Annotated in this window: 19 protein-coding genes; 3 read left to right on the top strand and 16 right to left on the bottom strand. The window is 65.3% G+C overall.

The annotated features are described in order from the left end of the window. The first annotated feature begins 66 nt into the window (after positions 1 to 66). On the top strand, positions 67 to 1200 hold the full coding sequence (locus tag ACYAF3_RS21490; protein WP_073658332.1) for an aminotransferase class V-fold PLP-dependent enzyme: 1134 nt from the start codon (positions 67 to 69) through the stop codon (positions 1198 to 1200). Positions 1201 to 1426: 226 nt separating this feature from the next. Here ACYAF3_RS21490 and ACYAF3_RS21485 read toward each other — a convergent pair whose 3' ends face one another. The 13 genes from ACYAF3_RS21485 to ACYAF3_RS21425 all read right to left on the bottom strand — a co-directional run bounded on the left by ACYAF3_RS21485 (position 1427) and on the right by ACYAF3_RS21425 (position 11479). Then, entirely contained in the window at positions 1427 to 2203 is a 777-nt protein-coding gene (locus ACYAF3_RS21485) for a TatD family hydrolase (protein WP_003091117.1), read from the bottom strand. A gap of 14 nt (positions 2204 to 2217) precedes the next feature. Further along, entirely contained in the window at positions 2218 to 2574 is a 357-nt protein-coding gene (locus tag ACYAF3_RS21480) for a PilZ domain-containing protein (RefSeq protein WP_003091119.1), read from the bottom strand. Between the two features lie 33 nt (positions 2575 to 2607). Then, positions 2608 to 3594, bottom strand: a complete 987-nt coding sequence (locus ACYAF3_RS21475) for a DNA polymerase III subunit delta' (RefSeq protein ID WP_016852671.1) — start codon at positions 3592 to 3594, stop codon at positions 2608 to 2610. After that, complete coding sequence (gene tmk / locus ACYAF3_RS21470) at positions 3587 to 4219, bottom strand: dTMP kinase (protein WP_003091125.1); 633 nt, start codon at positions 4217 to 4219, stop codon at positions 3587 to 3589. Before tmk ends, ACYAF3_RS21475 begins: the two co-directional genes overlap by 8 nt. 28 nt (positions 4220 to 4247) lie before the next feature. Further along, the gene (gene mltG, locus ACYAF3_RS21465; RefSeq protein ID WP_034085912.1) at positions 4248 to 5297 is read right to left on the bottom strand and encodes an endolytic transglycosylase MltG; all 1050 of its coding nucleotides are present in this window, start codon (positions 5295 to 5297) and stop codon (positions 4248 to 4250) included. Positions 5298 to 5302: 5 nt separating this feature from the next. Beyond that, complete coding sequence (pabC, locus tag ACYAF3_RS21460; RefSeq protein WP_003113994.1) at positions 5303 to 6118, bottom strand: aminodeoxychorismate lyase; 816 nt, start codon at positions 6116 to 6118, stop codon at positions 5303 to 5305. Beyond that, complete coding sequence (gene fabF / locus ACYAF3_RS21455) at positions 6118 to 7362, bottom strand: beta-ketoacyl-ACP synthase II (RefSeq protein WP_003104132.1); 1245 nt, start codon at positions 7360 to 7362, stop codon at positions 6118 to 6120. The genes pabC and fabF overlap by 1 nt, the downstream gene beginning before the upstream one ends. A gap of 128 nt (positions 7363 to 7490) precedes the next feature. Continuing rightward, positions 7491 to 7727, bottom strand: coding sequence for an acyl carrier protein (acpP, locus tag ACYAF3_RS21450; protein ID WP_003091135.1), 237 nt, complete (start codon positions 7725 to 7727; stop codon positions 7491 to 7493). Between the two features lie 195 nt (positions 7728 to 7922). Continuing rightward, positions 7923 to 8666 (bottom strand): 3-oxoacyl-ACP reductase FabG, encoded by a 744-nt coding sequence (gene fabG / locus ACYAF3_RS21445; protein WP_003091137.1) that lies wholly within the window; start codon positions 8664 to 8666, stop codon positions 7923 to 7925. Between the two features lie 22 nt (positions 8667 to 8688). Continuing rightward, on the bottom strand, positions 8689 to 9627 hold the full coding sequence (gene fabD / locus ACYAF3_RS21440) for an ACP S-malonyltransferase (RefSeq protein ID WP_003091139.1): 939 nt from the start codon (positions 9625 to 9627) through the stop codon (positions 8689 to 8691). Positions 9628 to 9732: 105 nt separating this feature from the next. Further along, positions 9733 to 10743, bottom strand: a complete 1011-nt coding sequence (plsX, locus tag ACYAF3_RS21435; protein ID WP_128669469.1) for a phosphate acyltransferase PlsX — start codon at positions 10741 to 10743, stop codon at positions 9733 to 9735. 3 nt (positions 10744 to 10746) lie between these two features. Next, entirely contained in the window at positions 10747 to 10929 is a 183-nt protein-coding gene (gene rpmF, locus ACYAF3_RS21430) for a 50S ribosomal protein L32 (RefSeq protein ID WP_003091143.1), read from the bottom strand. 13 nt (positions 10930 to 10942) lie between these two features. After that, a complete protein-coding gene (locus tag ACYAF3_RS21425) occupies positions 10943 to 11479 on the bottom strand; it encodes a YceD family protein (RefSeq protein WP_128669467.1) in 537 nt (178 codons plus the stop codon). 109 nt (positions 11480 to 11588) lie between these two features. Between ACYAF3_RS21425 and ACYAF3_RS21420 the strand changes: the two genes are divergently transcribed. Beyond that, positions 11589 to 12167, top strand: coding sequence for a Maf family protein (locus ACYAF3_RS21420; RefSeq protein ID WP_003113992.1), 579 nt, complete (start codon positions 11589 to 11591; stop codon positions 12165 to 12167). A 66-nt stretch (positions 12168 to 12233) separates the two neighbouring features. Here the strand turns inward: ACYAF3_RS21420 and sppA are convergent, their stop codons facing one another. The 3 genes from sppA to rluC are packed head-to-tail and all read right to left on the bottom strand — an operon-like array spanning position 12234 to position 14848. Beyond that, a complete protein-coding gene (gene sppA / locus ACYAF3_RS21415) occupies positions 12234 to 13214 on the bottom strand; it encodes a signal peptide peptidase SppA (RefSeq protein ID WP_003091146.1) in 981 nt (326 codons plus the stop codon). Further along, positions 13207 to 13899, bottom strand: coding sequence for an HAD-IA family hydrolase (locus ACYAF3_RS21410; RefSeq protein ID WP_003104140.1), 693 nt, complete (start codon positions 13897 to 13899; stop codon positions 13207 to 13209). The genes sppA and ACYAF3_RS21410 overlap by 8 nt, the downstream gene beginning before the upstream one ends. Beyond that, complete coding sequence (rluC, locus tag ACYAF3_RS21405; protein WP_003104143.1) at positions 13892 to 14848, bottom strand: 23S rRNA pseudouridine(955/2504/2580) synthase RluC; 957 nt, start codon at positions 14846 to 14848, stop codon at positions 13892 to 13894. The genes ACYAF3_RS21410 and rluC overlap by 8 nt, the downstream gene beginning before the upstream one ends. Before the next feature lie 576 nt (positions 14849 to 15424). Here rluC and rne point away from each other — a divergent pair. After that, positions 15425 to 18598 (top strand): ribonuclease E, encoded by a 3174-nt coding sequence (gene rne / locus ACYAF3_RS21400; protein WP_016852668.1) that lies wholly within the window; start codon positions 15425 to 15427, stop codon positions 18596 to 18598. The last annotated feature ends 4 nt before the right edge of the window (positions 18599 to 18602 follow it).

The raw sequence follows: 18602 nt of genomic DNA, 5'->3' as shown, positions 1-18602 counted from the left end.
AATGAGTCAAAAATCGAAGCCGCGTATTATGCCTATTCAGCACGAAAATGCACGGAACATCCGACGATGAATTGTTACCAGGACGAATTCGACCAGACCAACGGTCTGCGCTACCTCAACCACGCAGCGGTCGCACCCTGGCCTAGACGCGCCGCCGACGCGGTGAGCGCCTTCGCCCGGGAGAACGTCGCCCACGGCGCCAGCGACTATCCGGAATGGCTGAAGATAGAACATCGCCTGCGCGAGCGCCTTGCCCGACTGCTCAATGCGCGCGCCGGCAGCGACCTCGCCCTGGTCAAGAACACCTCCGAGGCGCTTTCCTTCGTAGCCTTCGGCCTGGATTGGCGAGAGGGCGACCAGGTCGTCATCGGCAACGAGGAGTTCCCCTCCAATAGAGTGGTCTGGGAAGCCTTGCGCCCGCGCGGCGTCGAAGTGGTCGAGGTCGGTCTCGCCGGCGACGATCCCGAGAGCGCCCTGCTCGCCGCCTGCGGCCCGCGCACCCGCCTGCTGTCGATCAGCGCGGTGCAGTACGCCAGCGGCCTGCGCCTTGACCTGGAGCGCATCGGCGCGGGATGTCGCCGCCGCGGGGTGCTGTTCTGCATCGACGCGATCCAGCAGCTCGGCGCCCTGCCCTTCGACGTACAGGCCTACGATTGTGCCTTCGCCATGGCCGATGGGCACAAGTGGATGCTCGGCCCCGAAGGGCTGGGCGTCTTCTATTGCCATCCCGAGCAGCGCGAGCGCCTGGCGCTGCACGAATATGGCTGGCACATGCTGGAACATGCCCTCGATTACGAGCGTCGCGACTGGCGGCCGGCGCGCAGCGCCCGGCGCTTCGAATGCGGCAGCCCGAACATGCTCGGCGCGATGGCCCTGGAGGCCAGCCTGGGGCTGTTGGAGGAGGTCGGCATGGAGCGGGTCGGCAGAGACATCGCCGAGCGCGTCCAGTGGCTACAGGACGGTCTGTCGGGAATTCCCGGGGTACGCCTGCACAGCCCGCGGAACCCGAGCCGACGCGCGGGCATCCTGACCTTCAGCCTGGACAGCCAGGACAATCGGACACTCTTCGAAACGCTTCGCCAGGAACGGGTCATTTGCGCCCAGCGTGGCGGAGGTATCCGTTTTTCCCCGCACTTCTACACGAGTTCGACGGTGATCGACGATACCCTGGCGATCTTGCGCCAGGTCGCAGGCACCTAGGTACTCAAGGACCGCAAGGGTATTCCAAATCTGTTTAAAAAACCGCCAGCCCTGTCTGGACGCCCCACGAACATGACCAATACTGAAAGGTACTGGCGCGCGGTATCTCCCCCCAAGTACCCAGCCAGTGAAGGTACCGAGGAATGCGTACCTTTGTTCCACTCCTAATGGTCTTGACCCGGATTCATCCCCCAGAACCCGGGTTTTTTTTTATCCGTGCGCCGGCCTAGCGGGCCAACGGAAACAGCCGATGGAAATTGGCGGTAGTCTGCTCCGCCAGGGTTTCCAGGCTGACGCCACGCAACGTCGCGAGGAATTCGGCGACATCGCGCACGTATTCCGGCAGGTTCGGCTTGCCGCGATGGGGAATCGGCGCCAAGTAGGGCGAGTCGGTCTCCACCAACAGCCGGTCGGCCGGTACCTGGCGAGCCACCTCGCGCAGGGCATCGGCATTGCGGAAGGTGACGATGCCGGACAGGGAAATGTAGAAGCCCAGGTCCAGCGCCGATCGCGCCATTTCCCAGTCCTCGGTGAAGCAATGCAGCACGCCGGCCTGCGGCAACGCCGCCTCGCGCAGCAGCGCCAGCGTGTCGGCGCGCGCCTCGCGGGTGTGCACGATCACTGGCTTGGCGGTGATCCGCGCGGCTTCCAGGTGCAGGCGAAACGCCTCCTGTTGCAACTCGGCGGCTTCCGGTTCGTAGTGGTAGTCGAGGCCGGTCTCGCCGATCGCCACCACCCGCGGATGCGCCAGTTCGCCCAGCAGCCAGTCCAGCGCTGGCGCGCTTCCGGGCTCCAGGTCCAGCGGGTGTACGCCCACCGAACAGTGCACGTCGGCATAGCGCTCGGCCAGGGCCTTCACCGCCTGGGCATTGTCGGCGCTGACGCCGATGCAGAGGAATTGACCGACGCCACGCGCTCGCGCGGCATCCAGCGCCGCATCGAGCGAGCCGCCATGGGCGGCCAGGTCGAGGCGATCGAGGTGGCAGTGGGAATCGACCAGCATGATCCTGTCTAGCGTTACATCGTGTGGGTCGGCCGGTCCGACTTCAGCGCCCCGGCCAGGTAGGTTTCGATCTTGTTGCGGGCGGTGTTGTCACCGTCGTTGAACTGCACGCCGATGCCAGCCGCACGGTTGCCCTGGGCGCCCTTCGGGGTGATCCAGACGACCTTGCCGGCCACCGGGATCTTCTCCGGCTCTTCCATCAGGTTGAGCAGCATGAAGACTTCGTCGCCGAGCTTGTAGTTCTTGTTGGTGGGAATGAACAGCCCGCCGTTCCTGATGAACGGCATGTAGGCGGCGTACAGCACGGACTTGTCCTTGATGGTCAAGGACAGGATGCCGTTACGCGGCCCCAGATTGGGTGGCAAACTCATGCAGGTTCCTGCCAGTCGAATATCAGCGGGATTCTAGCCCGGCCCGGGCAGGCTTGCCCACTGCACCAGCAGGGCTTCGAGAAGCAGGACACGGTTGAGGTTGGCCTTGTTCAACACTTTCTGCCGCTGTTGCAGCAGCCAGTCCTGCATGGCCAGCACCTTGGCCTGCCCGGATTTGTCGCCCAGGTACTGGATCACCTTGCGCATGTCGGCCAACCCCAGCCCCTCCTGGTCGTGGGTCAACTGGTAGCGCAGGATGCCCAGCGTCCAGTCGCAGAACCAGTCGAAGAGCAATGGCAACGGCACGCTGTTCCAGCTTTCGGCCAGTGGGCTGGCGGCGATCTGCTGCTTGAGCAGCTTCTTCACCCCCTCGACCACCTGCGCGCGCTGCTCGCGCACGCCCTGGCCGTGCAGGCGCTGGGCGGTGAGCGGCGAGCCGCCGGAAAGCGCCAACAGTTCCTCCAGGGCCTCGGCCGGCTCGTCGGGCAGGGCCCGCGCCAGCCATTCCAGACTAGCCGCCGCGCCCGGCAAAGGGCAGGCCTGCTGCACGCAGCGGCTCTTGATGGTCGGCAACAGGCGGCTGGGCTGGTGGCTGATCAGCAGCAGCACGGTATCGCCCGACGGCTCTTCAAGGCTTTTCAACAGGGCGTTGGCGGCGTTCACGTTCATCGCCTCGGCGGGTTCGAGCAACACGACCTTGCGCCCGCCCAGTTGCGCGGTCTGCACCACGAAGCCAACCAGGTCGCGGACCTGATCGACCCGGATCGGTTTCTCCGCCTCCTCCGGCTCCAGCACGAAGTAGTCCGGATGGGTACCGGCGGCCAGCAACTGGCAGGCCTTGCACTCGCCGCATGCGCCAGCGGCGGCAGGCCGCTGGCAGAGCAGTTGGGCGGCCCAATGCTCGGCCAGGGCACGCTTGCCGATCCCGGCGGGACCGTAGAGCAGATAGGCGTGGGCGTGCTGGGCGCGGCCGCCCAGTTGGCTCCAGAGCGCCTGCTGCCAGGGATAGATATCAGCCATTCAGACGCTCCAGCAGATTCGGCAGCAGCCGATCCAGGCCAGCCTGCACCTCGGCCAGCGGCAACCCGGCATCGAGCACCTGGTAACGCTCCGGGGCCTGCGCGGCGCGCTGCAGGTAGGTCTGACGCACGGCCTCGAAGAAGCGTCGGTCCTCCTGCTCGAAACGGTCGAGCCGGCCACGCGCCGCCGCCCGCGCCAGGCCGATTTCCACCGGCAGGTCGAAGACCAGCGTGAGGTCGGGCCGCAGGTCGCCCTGGACGAAGCTTTCCAGCGCGGCGATGCGCGCCTCCGGCAAACCGCGCCCGCCGCCCTGGTAGGCATAGGTGGCATCGGTGAAGCGATCGCAGAGCACCACGGCCCCGCGCGCCAGCGCCGGGCGGATGACCCCGGCGAGATGCTGGGCCCGCGCGGCGAACATCAGCAACAGCTCGGTATCGGCGGCCATCGGCTCGTCGCTGGGCGCCAGCAGCAGTTCACGGATGCGCTCGGCGAGAGGCGTGCCGCCAGGCTCGCGGGTCAACTGCACCTCGATGCCGCGCTCGCGCAGGCGCTCGGCCAGGTAGTCGCGGTTGGTGCTCTTGCCGGCCCCTTCCGGGCCCTCCAGGGTGACGAACAGGCCGGTCACACGGCACTCCTTATCTTGGCTGCGCCGCTCATTGTGGCGGCGGGGTGATGGGCGCGGGGCTGGAGCGATAGTCCGAGCGACGCTTCAACTGGTACTCGCGGACCGCCTTGTTGTGTTCGTCCAGGCTGCTGGAGAACACATGGCTGCCATCGCCGCGCGCCACGAAATACAGGGTCTCACCCTCGGCCGGATGCAGCGCGGCGCGAATCGCCTCGCGCCCGGCCAGGGCGATCGGGGTCGGCGGCATGCCAGGCACCACATAGGTATTGTAAGGGGTCGGTTCGCGCAGGTCGGCGCGGGTGATCTTGCCGTTGTAGCGCTCGCCCATGCCATAGATCACCGTCGGATCGGTCTGCAACAGCATGCCGCGCTGCAGGCGGCGGACGAAGACGCCGGCGATCTGCGAACGCTCTTCCGGCACGCCGGTTTCCTTTTCCACCAGCGAGGCCATGATCAGCGCCTGGTAGGCGTCGCGATAAGGCAGGTCCTGGCTGCGGCCATCCCATTCCTTGGCGAGGATGGTCTGCATGCGCTGGTAGGCCTTGCGCAGTATGTCGATGTCGCGCATGCCACGGGTGTAGCGGTAGGTATCGGGGAAGAAGCGCCCTTCGGCCACTTCGTCGGGCTTGCCGAGGCGTTGCATGATCTCGCCGTCGCTCAGGCCGGCCAGGGTCTGCTCCAGCTTGCCCTGCCTGGCGAGCGCTTCGCGCACCTGGCGGAAACTCCAGCCCTCGACCAGGGTCAGGCTGTACTGCACCACCTCGCCTTCACGCCAGAGTTCCAGCAGGTCGGCGCCCTTCATCCTCGGCAAGAGGCGGTATTCGCCGCTGTGCAGGGCCTGGCCCGGCAGGTTGAAACGCCAGTAGAGGCGCAGCCAGAACGCGCCATGGAGCACCTTTTCCTGCTCCAGACGCGCGAGCATGCCGCCCGGCGTGGAGCCCGAGGAAACGTCCAGCAGGCGCTCCTCGGTCAATTGCAGGGGCTGCTCCAGCGCCCGCTGCTGCTGCCATGCAGCCAGGCCGACGCAGAGGCCAACGAACAACAGGCCACTCTCCAGCAGCACCAGCAGTTTGCGCATCAAAGTCAGAAATCCAGGTCGTCGCGAAGTTGGTCTTGCAGTTTACGGGTCAGCTCGCCGACCGGCCAGACGTGCTCGTCCAATGCCCGGACCGGCCAGATGCCGAACTGGCTGTTGCACAGAAAGACCTCGTCGGCCGTCGCCAGTTCAGCCATGGAAACATCCCGTATCGCCAGCGGGACGCCGATTCCTTCGGCGCGCTCGAGCAATTCCGCGCGCATCACTCCAGCGACGCCGCAGCGCCGCAGGTCAGGCGCCACGAGGGTGCCGTCGAGAACCAGCAGCAGGTTGCTGAACACGCCCTCCACTACCCGCTCGTGCACGTCCAGCATGAGCCCTTCGGCATGCCCGGCGTCGCTCCACTCGGCACGGGCGAGGACCTGCTCCAGGCGATTGAGGTGCTTGAGGCCGGCCAGCAGGGGCTGCTCGGCCAGGCGCGTGCGGCAAGCGAACAGGCGCACGCCTTGCTGCCAGTGGCGCTCGGGATAGGCCGGACGCGGCGATCCGGAGAGGATTCGCCGCGGCGAGGCCTCGGCAGGCGGCGCGTAGCCACGCAAACCCTCGCCGCGGGTGACGATCAGCTTGGCGACACCGTCGCCCAGCGCCGCGCAGAACGCCAGCAACTCCTGGCGCAACGCCGCGGTGTCGAGAGGGATCGCCAGGCGCCGACACCCCTCTTCCAGGCGCGCCAGGTGGCGCTCCAGGAGACGCGGCGTGCCGGCGCGCACCGCCAGGGTCTCGAACAGCCCGTCGCCATAGGCCAGTCCGCGATCGCGCACGGACAGCTCGGCGGCGGGCCGGCCGTCGACCCAGTCCAGCATCAGTCGGCGAACCTGCGGAACACCAGGGTGCCGTTGGTCCCGCCGAAACCGAACGAGTTCGACAGGGCCACGTCGATCTTGCGCGGCTTGGCTTCATGGGCCACCAGGTCGAGGTCGCAACCTTCGTCCGGGTTGTCCAGGTTGATGGTCGGCGGGGCAACCTGGTCGCGCAGGGCCAGCACGCTGAAGATCGCCTCCACCGCACCGGCGGCACCCAACAGGTGGCCGGTCATCGACTTGGTCGAACTCATCGACAGCGCATGGGCATGCTCGCCGAACACGCTCTTCACCGCGGCGATCTCGGCGATGTCGCCGGCCGGGGTGGAGGTGCCATGGGCGTTGATGTAATCGACCTGGCGAGGATCCAGGCCGGCATCGCGCAGCGCGTTCTTCATGCAGCGGGCGGCACCGGCGCCGTCTTCCGGCGGCGCGGTCATGTGGAAGGCGTCGCCGCTCATGCCGAAGCCAACCAGCTCGGCATAGATCCGCGCGCCGCGGGCACGGGCGTGCTCCAGTTCTTCGAGCACCAGGGCGCCGGAACCGTCGGACAGGACGAAGCCGTCGCGATCCCGGTCCCACGGACGGCTGGCACGGGTCGGCTCGTCGTTGCGAGTGGAGAGCGCGCGAGCCGCGCCGAAACCACCCAGGCCGAGACCGCAGGCAGCCATTTCGGAACCGCCGGCGACCATCACGTCGGCCTCGCCATAGGCGATGTTGCGAGCAGCCATGCCGATGCTGTGGGTACCGGTGGTGCAGGCGGTGGTGAGGGCGTAGTTGGGCCCCTGCAGACCCAGGTGGATCGACAAGAAGCCGGAAACCATGTTGATGATCGAACCGGGCACGAAGAACGGCGAGATGCGCCGCGGCCCCTGCTCGAACAGGGATCGGCAGTTGTTCTCGATATTGGTCAGGCCGCCGATACCGGAACCCATGGATACGCCGATACGCTCACGATTGGCGTCGGTGACCTCCAGGCCGGAATCGCGAACGGCCTGGAAGCTGGCGGCGAGACCGTACTGGATGAACAGGTCGAGCTTGCGGGCTTCCTTGGCGGACAGGTATTCCTCGACATTGAAACCCTTGACCGAACCACCGAAGCGGGTGGAATAGGCGGACAGGTCCATATGCTCGATCGGGGCGATCCCGCTGCGACCGGCGAGAATACCTTCCCAACTGCTCGGGACATCCAGGCCCAGCGGCGACAGCATGCCCATGCCAGTAATGACGACGCGTCTACGCGACACTACGACTTCCTCTTTCTCATTTCACGGGGTTGCGCCGACAGACTACCAGAGTAGGTAAGGCGCTAAAGAAAAGCCGCACGCCCTTACAGGCTGTGCGGCTTTTCCACGTCGGAAAATCCGACGACTACTTATTGCTGGTGAGCAACGATGTAGTCGATGGCTTCCTGAACGGTGGTGATCTTTTCAGCTTTCTCGTCAGGGATTTCGGTCTCGAATTCCTCTTCCAGAGCCATCACCAGCTCGACGGTGTCAAGGGAGTCGGCGCCCAGGTCTTCGACGAAGGAAGCGCTGTTGGTGACTTCTTCTTCCTTCACGCCGAGTTGTTCAGCGACGATCTTCTTAACGCGTTCTTCGATGGTGCTCATACCTTGTTTTCACTCCTATGGAAAATCCGAGCAGCTGGGCTGCGGGTAAGTGTATAGAAAGGGTTTTCTGCTTTTCAAGCTGAACGCCTCACCTTCCCACGGCCACTTCGATAATTCTATCTAATAACCCGGCTGCAATTCCGCAACGAATTCTAGACAGCGCTTATGACAGACCCGAGAAAGGTAACGTCACATTCAGCTCATGTACATCCCACCATTGACCGGCACGGTGGCCCCGGTCACATAGGCTGCGCCGTCCGAAGCGAGGAAGCCGACCACCTTGGCGATCTCTTCCGCCTGCCCCAGGCGACCCAGCGGAATCTGGCCCAGCAGCGCTTCGCGCTGGGCTTCCGGCAGCTCGCGGGTCATGTCGGTGTCGATGAAGCCCGGCGCCACCGCATTCACGGTAATGGCACGCGAACCGACTTCCCGGGCCAGCGCACGGGTGAAGCCCTCCAGGCCGGCCTTCGCCGCGGCATAGTTGGTTTGCCCGGCATTGCCCATGGCGCCGACCACGGAACCGATGTTGATGATGCGCCCCCAGCGGGCCTTGGTCATACCGCGCAGAACGGCTTTCGACAGACGGTAGAGACTGTTCAGGTTGGTGTTGACCACATCGAACCACTCGTCGTCTTTCATGCGCACCAGCAGATTATCGCGGGTGATGCCGGCGTTATTGACCACGATCAGCGGTTGGCCGAGATGCTGCTGGATGTGCTCCAGGGTCGCGGCTACGGATTCGTCGCTGGAAACGTCCAGGACCAGGCCCGCACCCTCGACGCCATTGGCCTTGAGGGTTTCGGCGATCTTCTCGGCGCCGGACGCGCTGGTCGCGGTGCCGATGACTACGGCACCCAGGCGCCCCAGTTCCAGCGCAATCGCCTGGCCGATGCCACGGCTGGCGCCGGTTACCAATGCGACCTTACCTTGCAGACTCATGGGATTCTCTCCTTTCTCTCTCTCAGGCCAGGGCGGCGCGCGTGGCGGCGAACGCCTCGACGCCATCCAGGCCATGGGTATTGATGCCCTTCGCGCAGCGCCTGTTGAGGCCTGCCAGGACCTTGCCCGGCCCGCACTCGACCAGCTCGGTGACGCCCTTTTCCGCCAGCAGCTGGATGCTCTCCACCCAGCGAACCGGGCTGTACAGCTGTGCCAGCAGGTCGCGGCGCAGCGTATCGAGATCAGCCGGCACGGCGGCGCTGACGTTCTGCACCAGCGCAATCTTCGGCGCCTGCCACTGCAGGCTTTCGACCGAGGCGGCGAACTGCTCGGCGGCCGGACGCATCAGTTCGCAATGCGACGGCACGCTGACTGGCAGCGCCACCGCGCGCTTGGCGCCGCGTGCCTTGCATGCCTCGATGGCACGCTCAACGGCAGCCGCGGCACCGGCGATCACTACCTGCCCCGGCGCGTTGAAGTTGACCGCGCTGACCACCTCGCCCTGGGCCGCCTCGGCACAGGCCGCCAATACATCGGCGTCTTCCAGGCCAAGGATCGCGGCCATGCCGCCCTGCCCCGCCGGAACCGCCTGCTGCATCAGTTGGCCCCTACGCTCGACCAGCTTGACCGCATCGGCGAACGCCAGGCTTTCGGCCGCGACCAGCGCGGAATATTCGCCCAGGCTGTGCCCGGCGACGAACGCTGGGCGCGCACCGCCCTCGGCCAGCCAGAGGCGCCAGAGCGCGATCGAAACCGTGAGGATGGCCGGCTGGGTCTTGTCGGTCTGGTTCAGGCGCTCTTCAGGACCATTCTGGACCAGCGCCCAAAGGTCGTAACCGAGCGCCTCAGAGGCCTCGGCGAAGGTATCGCGCACCAGCGCCTGCTGGGCGCCCAGCTCGGCCAGCATGCCGAGGGATTGCGAACCCTGGCCGGGGAAGACGAATGCGAGGGATGCAGACATTGAATAGGTCCCTTGTGGTCTTTTGCTCGTCGGAGATAACGCGCCAGCCGCGACTGGCGCAGGAAACTGAGTGTTGGATGGCTGCCTGGACCGCCCGGTCACACATTAGAGCAGCAGATGCTCGAGACGGCCATGCAATCGTTGCGGCAGGTTTTCCCGGACTTCCAGTGCCGCGCGACGCAAGGCGCTCTGGAAACCCTCCTCGGCGGCAGACCCATGGCTTTTCACCACTATCCCCTGCAATCCGAGGAAACTGGCGCCGTTATAGCGTGCCGGAGCGATATCGCCGCGCAGCCGGCGCAGCAGCGGCAACGCCAGCGCACCGACCAGCTTCGCCGCCAGTCCATCGCGGAAGCGCTGTTCGATCCGCACCGACACCATGGCAGCCAGGCCTTCGCTGGCTTTCAGCAGGATGTTGCCGACGAAACCGTCGCAGACCACCACGTCGGCCTCGCCGCGATACAGGCCATCGCCCTCTATATATCCGCTGAAATTCAACCCCTGCGCCTTCTGCAACAGACTCGCCGCCAGCTTGACCTGCTGGTTGCCCTTGATCTCCTCGGTCCCCACGTTGAGCAGGGCGACCCGGGGCGAGACGCAGCCCAAGGCCTCTGCCGCCACCGCGCCCATCACCGCGAACTGATAGAGATGCTCGGCACTGCAATCCACGTTGGCGCCGAGGTCGAGCAGATGACAATGCCCCTTCTCGGTCGGAACCGCCGTCACCATCGCAGGGCGGTCGATACCGGGCAGGGTCTTCAGCAGGTGCCGCGACAGCGCCATCAACGCCCCGGTATTGCCGGCGCTGACGCACGCGTGCGCCCGGCCGTCGCGGACCAGCTCCAGCGCCACGCGCATGGAAGCGTCCGGCTTGCCACGCAAGGCTTGGGAGGGACGTTCGTCTGAACCTATCACTTCGCTGGCCGCATGCACACGCAGGCGCTGCCGGTCGAGCGACGGATAGCGGGAAAGGAGTTCTTCGAGGAGGGCAGGCTGACCGACGAGGATCAGTTGCGAAGAGGAATTCTCGGCCAGGAAGGCAATAGAGGCCGGAACAACGCAGTGGGGACCGAAGTCCCCACCCATTGCATCAATCGCGATGATTGGTGCGGACAAGGATTACTCGTCGGAGCCCTTGTCTACTACCTTACGGCCGCGATAGAAGCCGTCCGGGGATACGTGGTGGCGCAGGTGGACTTCACCGGTGCTCTTTTCCACGGACAGAGCATTGGACTCGAGCGCATCGTGGGAACGACGCATGTCACGAGCGGAACGAGACTTTTTGTTCTGCTGAACAGCCATGATTGATTAACTCCTAAACGTTTGGGTCACGCTTCAACTGTGCCAGTACGCTGAACGGATTAGGACGCTTGTCCTCGACTTCGCTCGACTCCGGCTCGTCTTCGACGACGAATCCAGCCGGGTGCTGACATACTTCGGGGTCATGGGCCGGAACGATGGGTAAGGCGAGCAACAGCTCGTCCTCGACCAGCGCCAGCAGGTCCAGGGGTTCCTCCCCCACTTCCAGCGCATCGTACCCCTTCGGCAGACCGTCGGCGGACTGACCTTCCCGAAGAATGGCGTAGGTATATTCGCCATGCACGGGAATGGCCGCCGCATCCAGGCAGCGTTGGCATACCATGCTCACCTCGGTATCGAGCTGCATATGCATGACCGCCAGCTTCTGGTGGTCGCGCTCGAAGGAAACCTTCACGCGCACCTCACCGGCATCGCTGGTCAGTTGCTCGCATACACGCGGCATATCGGCGAGCGCGTACACACCCTCGAGGGTGGCGCCGCGGTCGACCAACTTGCGCGGATCGACATGAGGTGGAATCGGCCCATTCAACATAAGCGCGCCATTATAGGGACGCCCCCGCGCCTGTCAAAGGAAATTAGCCATAAACCGCTGTAAGGACGAGTCTTTTCGTTAAAATCGGCCGCTCGCCATGGAGAACCTCATGCCCGACCTGATCCTCGCCTCCAGCTCCCCCTACCGACGCGAACTCCTGACCCGCCTGCGCCTTCCCTTCGAAAGCGCCAGCCCCGATATCGACGAAAGCCATCGCGCCGGGGAAAGTGCCGAGGAACTGGTGCGCCGCCTTTCCGCCAGCAAGGCCGAAGCGCTGGCCGGACGCTATCCGCAACACCTGGTGATCGGCTCCGACCAGGTCGCCGTACTCGACGGCAACATCCTCGGCAAGCCGCACACCCCCGAACGCGCCATCCAGCAGCTACGGGACGCCAGCGGCAAGAGCGTGACCTTCCTCACCGGACTGGCCCTCCTCAACAGCGCCAGCCGACGCATCCAGGTGGCATGCGTGCCGTTCACCGTGCACTTCCGCCACCTCGACGAGAGCCGCATCCGCCGCTACGTCGAAGCGGAACGCCCGCTGGACTGCGCCGGCAGCTTCAAGGCGGAAGGCCTGGGCGTCAGCCTGTTCCGCTCCACCGAAGGAGAGGACGCCACCAGCCTGGTGGGACTGCCCCTGATCCGCCTGGTCGACATGCTCCTCGAGGAAGGCGTCGAAATCCCCTGAGCCGGCATTCCATATAAAGAAGCCCGGCTTCGGCCGGGCTTCTTTATATAAGGAAGGGAAACACCCTCAGCGCAGTACCGGCCCCTGCCAGCCCATCCACAGCGCGAGGCGCTCCGCCACACTGGCACCGAACTTCTTGGCGAAGCGATCGAAAGGCGACTCCTGCACGGTGTAGTCCTCGATCTTCTTCTCCTTCACCACTTCGCGCGCCACATAGCTGGCATTGCCCAGGCCGTCGATCAAACCCAGCTGCAATGCCTGTTCGCCGGACCAAACCAGACCCGAGAACAGCTCCGGATGCCCCTCGACCTTGAGCCGGTCGCCGCGCCCTTTTTTCACGCTGTCGATGAACTGCTTGTGGGTGGTATCCAGCACCTGCTGCCAGAACTGGGTCTCCTCGGGCTTTTGCGGCTGGAAAGGATCGAGGAACGACTTGTGCTCGCCGGAGGTATAGACGCGCCGCTCGACACCGAGCTTCTCCATGGTGCCGACGAAACCGAAGCTGGCCGCCGTCACGCCGATGGAACCGACCAGGCTGGCCTTGTCGGCGTAGATCTGGTCGGCGGCGCTGGCGATGTAGTAGGCGCCGGAGGCACCCAGGTCGCTGATCACCGCATAGACCTTGACGTTCGGGTGCTCGCCGCGCAGGCGACGAATCTCGTCATAGATATAGCCCGACTGCACCGGACTGCCGCCCGGACTGTTGATCCGCAGGACGATCCCCTTGGTACCCTCATCCTTGAACGCCGCGCGCAGGGCCGTGACGATATTGTCGGCACTGGCCGGCTCATCGTCGGCGATCATGCCCTTCACCTCGATCAGCGCCGTGTGGCTACCGCTGCGCGAGGCCGATTTCTCCAGGCTGCCGAACGGACTGAAGGCCAGCAGCACGACAAAGAGATAGATGAAGGTCAGCGACTTGAAGAATATCCCCCAGCGCCGCGCCCGCCGCTGCTCCTGGACCCCGGCGAGGACCGCCTTTTCCAGCAGCTTCCAGCTCTTGTCGTCATTCGCCTTCGGCGTTTCCGACTTCCACTCGTCAGACATGCTCAACCACTCCTGAAACCGCCTCACGTCGAGCACCGCCCAACCAGGCGCGCAACTCGGTGAAATGCTCAACTTCCAGCCGCGGCGCATAAGGCCGCAACTGCTCCAGCGATTGGGCGCCATAGGCCACCGCAACCGAATCCATCCCCGCCCGTCGCGCCATTTCCAGGTCGAACGGCGAATCACCGATCATCAGCGCCCGCCCCGGCTCGACCCGGCAGTGCGCCAGGATCTCGTGGAGCATCAACGGGTCCGGCTTGCTGGCCGTTTCGTCGGCGCAGCGGGTGATATCGAAGAAATCGCTCCAGCCATGCCCCGCCAGCACCCGGTCCAGGCCGCGCCGACTCTTGCCGGTGGCGACCGCCAGGCGGAACCCGGCCTCGCGAAAATGCACCATGGCTTCGGCCACGCCGGGGAACAACCGCGACGGCTGCGCTTCCTGCGCCAGGTAATGCTCGCTGTAGGCACACCGGAAACGCTCGACCAGAGCAGGATCGCCAACCTCCGGATAGAGCGAAGCGATCGCCTCGGGCAAGCCGAGGCCGATGATGCCCTTGATCCGGGTATCGTCCCGCTCCGGCAGAGCGGTTTCCCGCGCCGCCGCCTTCATCGAATCGACGATGCGCGCGATCGAGTCGACCAGGGTGCCGTCCCAATCGAATACCAGCAACGCGTAGTCAGTCATTCAAACGCTCCAGCGAACGCTGCCACATCTCGTCCACCGGCGCCTCCAGCTCCAGCACCTGCCCGTCGGGCAGCGGCACGCGCAACTGCGCGGCATGCAGGAACAGGCGCTTGCCGCCCAGCTCGCGGATCTCGCGGGAGAAATCCTCGTCGCCATACTTCGGGTCGCCGGCGATGGCATGCCCGGCGTGCTTGGCATGCACGCGGATCTGGTGGGTCCGCCCGGTGATCGGGCGTGCTTCCACCAGGGTGGCGAAATCGCCGAAGCGACGCAGCACCCGGAACTCGGTCAGCGCGTCCTTGCCCTCGACGTTCACCTCTACCATTCGCTCGCCCGAACGCAGGTTGTTCTTCAGCAGCGGCGCGCGCACGTTCTTCTTGCCAGCCGGCCAGTGGCCACGGACCAGGGCGTGATAGCGCTTGTCGACGATCTTCTCGCCCCGCAGGGCCTCATGCAGGTGACGCAACATGCTGCGCTTCTTGGCGATCATCAGCAGGCCGGAGGTATCGCGATCGAGACGATGCACCAATTCGATATCCTTGGCATCGGGGCGCAACTGGCGAAACACCTCGATGACCCCGGCGCTCACGCCGCTGCCGCCATGCACGGCGATCCCGGCGGGCTTGTTGACCACGATCAGCGCCTTGTCCTCGTAGACGATCGCCGCCTCCATCCGCTCCAGCAGCCCCTGCGCCAGCGGCGCCGGCTCATCACGCTCGGCCAGGCGCAGCGGCGGCACGCGCACTTGGTCTCCGGCCTGGAGCCGATAGTCGGGCTTGATCCGCCCCTTGTTCACGCGCACTTCGCCCTTACGCAGGATGCGATAGATCAGGGTCTTGGGCGCACCCTTGAGACGGGCGATAAGGAAATTGTCGATACGTTGACCAGCCAGTTCCGGCGGCACATCGAGCAGCTGGACACCGGTGGTCGGAGAGGCGGGAGTAGTCATCCGTACATCATAACAATTTTTCATTCAATTGAAGCACTTAATCATTGCTGCTATAGTCGGGAAGCCGCCATAAGCGGCCTGGCCTGCGGATGATTGCCAACCTGCATTTCCCCCTCGCCTGCAAACACTTTGAACGGACGTCAGGCCGTCCTACAGAGGCGTTTCAGCGGAAATACGAAAATTTCCAACCCGCTAACGACTCGAAACCAAAGCCTTGAAACATGAGCCGCGACCACTTCGGTGAGCGCGAGATGCCAACCCGCTCCGGATACTGCGAGCGGCGCCCGATTCTTAAGGAACATGTGTAGGGTGGAGATGTACGGCTGTTGGACTGCGTAGCTTCTAGCTTGATCCAGACGCATTTTTCGTCCGCCTCCGACAGCCGATTCCTCCTCCTGACTCAAGTGCTTCTGAAACACAGGAAGCAGGAGACGTAGTCGCGGACCGGCACCCAGTGCCGAGCGCCGCTGGACACGGGAATGGCCCGCCATTCCTGAATACGCGCCCGAGCACCGACCGTGAGAGTCGTGTGTGCCGATCGCCGTTTCCGGTAGCCCCGGAAACCATTGGTACTACATGAAAAGAATGCTGATCAACGCGACTCAACCCGAGGAGTTGCGTGTTGCACTGGTCGACGGCCAACGCCTGTTCGACCTCGACATCGAGTCGGGCGCCCGCGAGCAGAAGAAGGCCAACATCTACAAAGGCCGCATCACTCGCGTCGAACCCAGCCTCGAAGCCGCCTTCGTCGACTTCGGCGCCGAACGCCACGGCTTCCTCCCCCTCAAAGAAATCTCCCGCGAATACTTCAAGAAATCCCCCGAAGGCCGGATCAACATCAAGGAAGTCCTGAGCGAAGGCCAGGAAGTCATCGTCCAGGTCGAGAAGGAAGAGCGCGGCAACAAGGGCGCCGCCCTGACCACCTTCATCAGCCTGGCCGGCCGTTACCTGGTGCTGATGCCGAACAACCCGCGCGCCGGCGGCATCTCCCGCCGTATCGAAGGCGAAGAGCGCAACGAGCTGCGCGAGGCCCTGAACGGCCTCAACGCACCGGCCGACATGGGCCTGATCGTGCGCACCGCCGGCCTCGGCCGCAGCACCGAGGAACTGCAGTGGGACCTCGACTACCTGCTGCAACTGTGGAGCGCGATCAAGGAAGCGTCCGGCGAACGTGGCGCGCCCTTCCTGATCTACCAGGAAAGCAACGTCATCATCCGCGCCATCCGCGACTACCTGCGCCAGGACATCGGCGAAGTGCTGATCGACAGCATCGACGCCCAGGAAGAAGCCCTGAACTTCATCCGCCAGGTGATGCCGCAGTACGCCAGCAAGGTGAAGCTGTACCAGGACAGCGTTCCGCTGTTCAATCGCTTCCAGATCGAGAGCCAGATCGAGACCGCCTTCCAGCGTGAAGTGAAGCTGCCGTCCGGCGGCTCCATCGTCATCGACCCGACCGAGGCCCTGGTTTCCATCGACATCAACTCGGCGCGCGCCACCAAGGGCGGCGACATCGAGGAAACCGCCCTGCAGACCAACCTGGAAGCGGCCGAGGAAATCGCCCGCCAGCTGCGCCTGCGTGACATCGGCGGCCTGATCGTCATCGACTTCATCGACATGACCCCGGCGAAGAACCAGCGCGCCGTGGAAGAGCGTGTCCGCGAAGCCCTCGAGGCCGACCGCGCGCGCGTCCAGGTCGGTCGCATCTCGCGCTTCGGCCTGCTGGAAATGTCCCGCCAGCGCCTGCGTCCGTCCCTCGGCGAGACCAGCGGCATCGTCTGCCCGCGCTGCAACGGCCAGGGCATCATCCGCGATGTCGAGTCGCTGTCGCTGGCCATCCTGCGCCTGATCGAGGAAGAAGCCCTGAAGGACCGCACCGCGGAAGTCCGCGCCCGCGTGCCCTTCCAGGTCGCCGCCTTCCTGCTCAACGAGAAGCGCAACGCCATCACCAAGATCGAACTGCGTACCCGCGCGCGCATCTTCATCCTGCCGGACGATCATCTGGAAACCCCGCATTTCGAAGTCCAGCGTCTGCGCGATGACAGCCCCGAACTGGTTGCCGGCCAGACCAGCTACGAAATGGCCACCGTCGAGCACGAAGAAGCCCAGCCGGTCAGCTCGACCCGCACCCTGGTCCGCCAGGAAGCAGCAGTCAAGACCGTCGCTCCCCAGCAGCCCGCACCGCAACACACCGAAGCACCGGTCGAGCCGGCCAAGCCGATGCCCGAGCCGAGCCTGTTCCAGGGCCTGGTGAAGTCCCTGGTCGGCCTGTTCGCAGGCAAGGATCAACCTGCCGCCAAGCCTGCTGAAACCAGCAAGCCGGCTGCCGAGCGCCAAACCCGCCAGGACGAGCGTCGCAACGGCCGCCAGCAGAACCGCCGCCGCGATGGCCGCGATGGCAATCGCCGCGACGAAGAGCGCAAGCCCCGCGAGGAACGCGCAGAACGTCAACCGCGCGAAGAGCGCGCCGAACGCCCGAATCGCGAAGAGCGCAGCGAACGCCGCCGCGAAGAGCGCGCCGAGCGCCCGGCTCGCGAGGAGCGCCAGCCGCGCGAAGGCCGTGAAGAGCGCGCCGAGCGGACACCCCGCGAAGAACGCCAGCCGCGCGAAGGCCGCGAAGGTCGCGAGGAACGCAGCGAACGCCGCCGCGAAGAGCGCGCCGAACGCCCGGCTCGCGAAGAGCGCCAACCCCGCGAAGGCCGTGAAGAACGCGCCGAGCGCCCGGCCCGCGAAGAGCGCCAGCCGCGCGAGGATCGCCAGGCTCGCGACGCCGCGGCCCTGGAAGCCGAGGCGCTGCCGAACGACGAGAGCCTGGAGCAGGACGAGCAGGACGATACCGATGGCGAGCGCCCGCGCCGCCGCTCCCGCGGCCAGCGTCGTCGCAGCAACCGCCGCGAACGCCAGCGCGAGGTCAGCGGCGAGCTGGAAGGCAGCGAGGCGACCGATAACGCCGCCGCGCCGCTGAACACCGTCGCAGCCGCCGCTGCTGCCGGTATCGCTGTCGCCAGCGAAGCCGTAGAAGCAAACGTGGAGCAAGCCCCGGCCACTACCAGCGAGGCTGCCAGCGAAACCACGGCAAGCGATGAAACCGACGCACCGACCAGCGAAGCCGTCGAAACCCAGGGCGCGGACAGCGAGGCCAATGCCGGCGAAACCGCCGACATCGAAGCGCCGGTGACCGTCAGCGTGGTCCGGGACGAAGCCGACCAGAGCACCCTGCTGGTCGCGCAAGTCACTGAAGAAGCTCCCTTCGCCAGCGAAAGCGTGGAAAGCCGCGAAGACGCCGAGAGCGCCGTGCAACCGGCAACGGAAGCGGCCGAAGAAGTTGCCGCTCCGGTGCCCGTCGAAGTAGCAGCCCCTAGCGAGCCCGCAGCCACCGAGGAGCCGACCCCGGCCATCGCGGCGGTGCCGGCCAACGCGACTGGCCGTGCCCTCAACGACCCACGGGAAAAACGTCGCCTGCAACGCGAAGCCGAGCGTCTGGCACGCGAAGCCGCAGCAGCAGCCGAAGCGGCAGCTCAGGCCGCTCCCGCCGTCGAGGAGATCCCGGCTGTAGCGAGCGAGGAAGCGTCGGCCCAGGAGGAACCTGCTGCACCCCAGGCTGAAGAAATCACCCAGGCCGACGTTCCGTCCCAGGCGGACGAAGCCCAGGAAGCGGTACAGGCCGAGCCTGAAGCTTCCGGCGAAGACGCCGCCGACACGGAGCACGCGAAAAAGGCCGAGGAAAGCGAAACCTCGCGCCCGCATGCCTGAGTGA

This window comes from Pseudomonas sp. TZ252 (genome assembly GCF_056110345.1).
The sequence above is the reverse complement of the archived record's forward strand: the minus strand, read 5'-3'. Positions and strand labels throughout refer to the sequence as shown.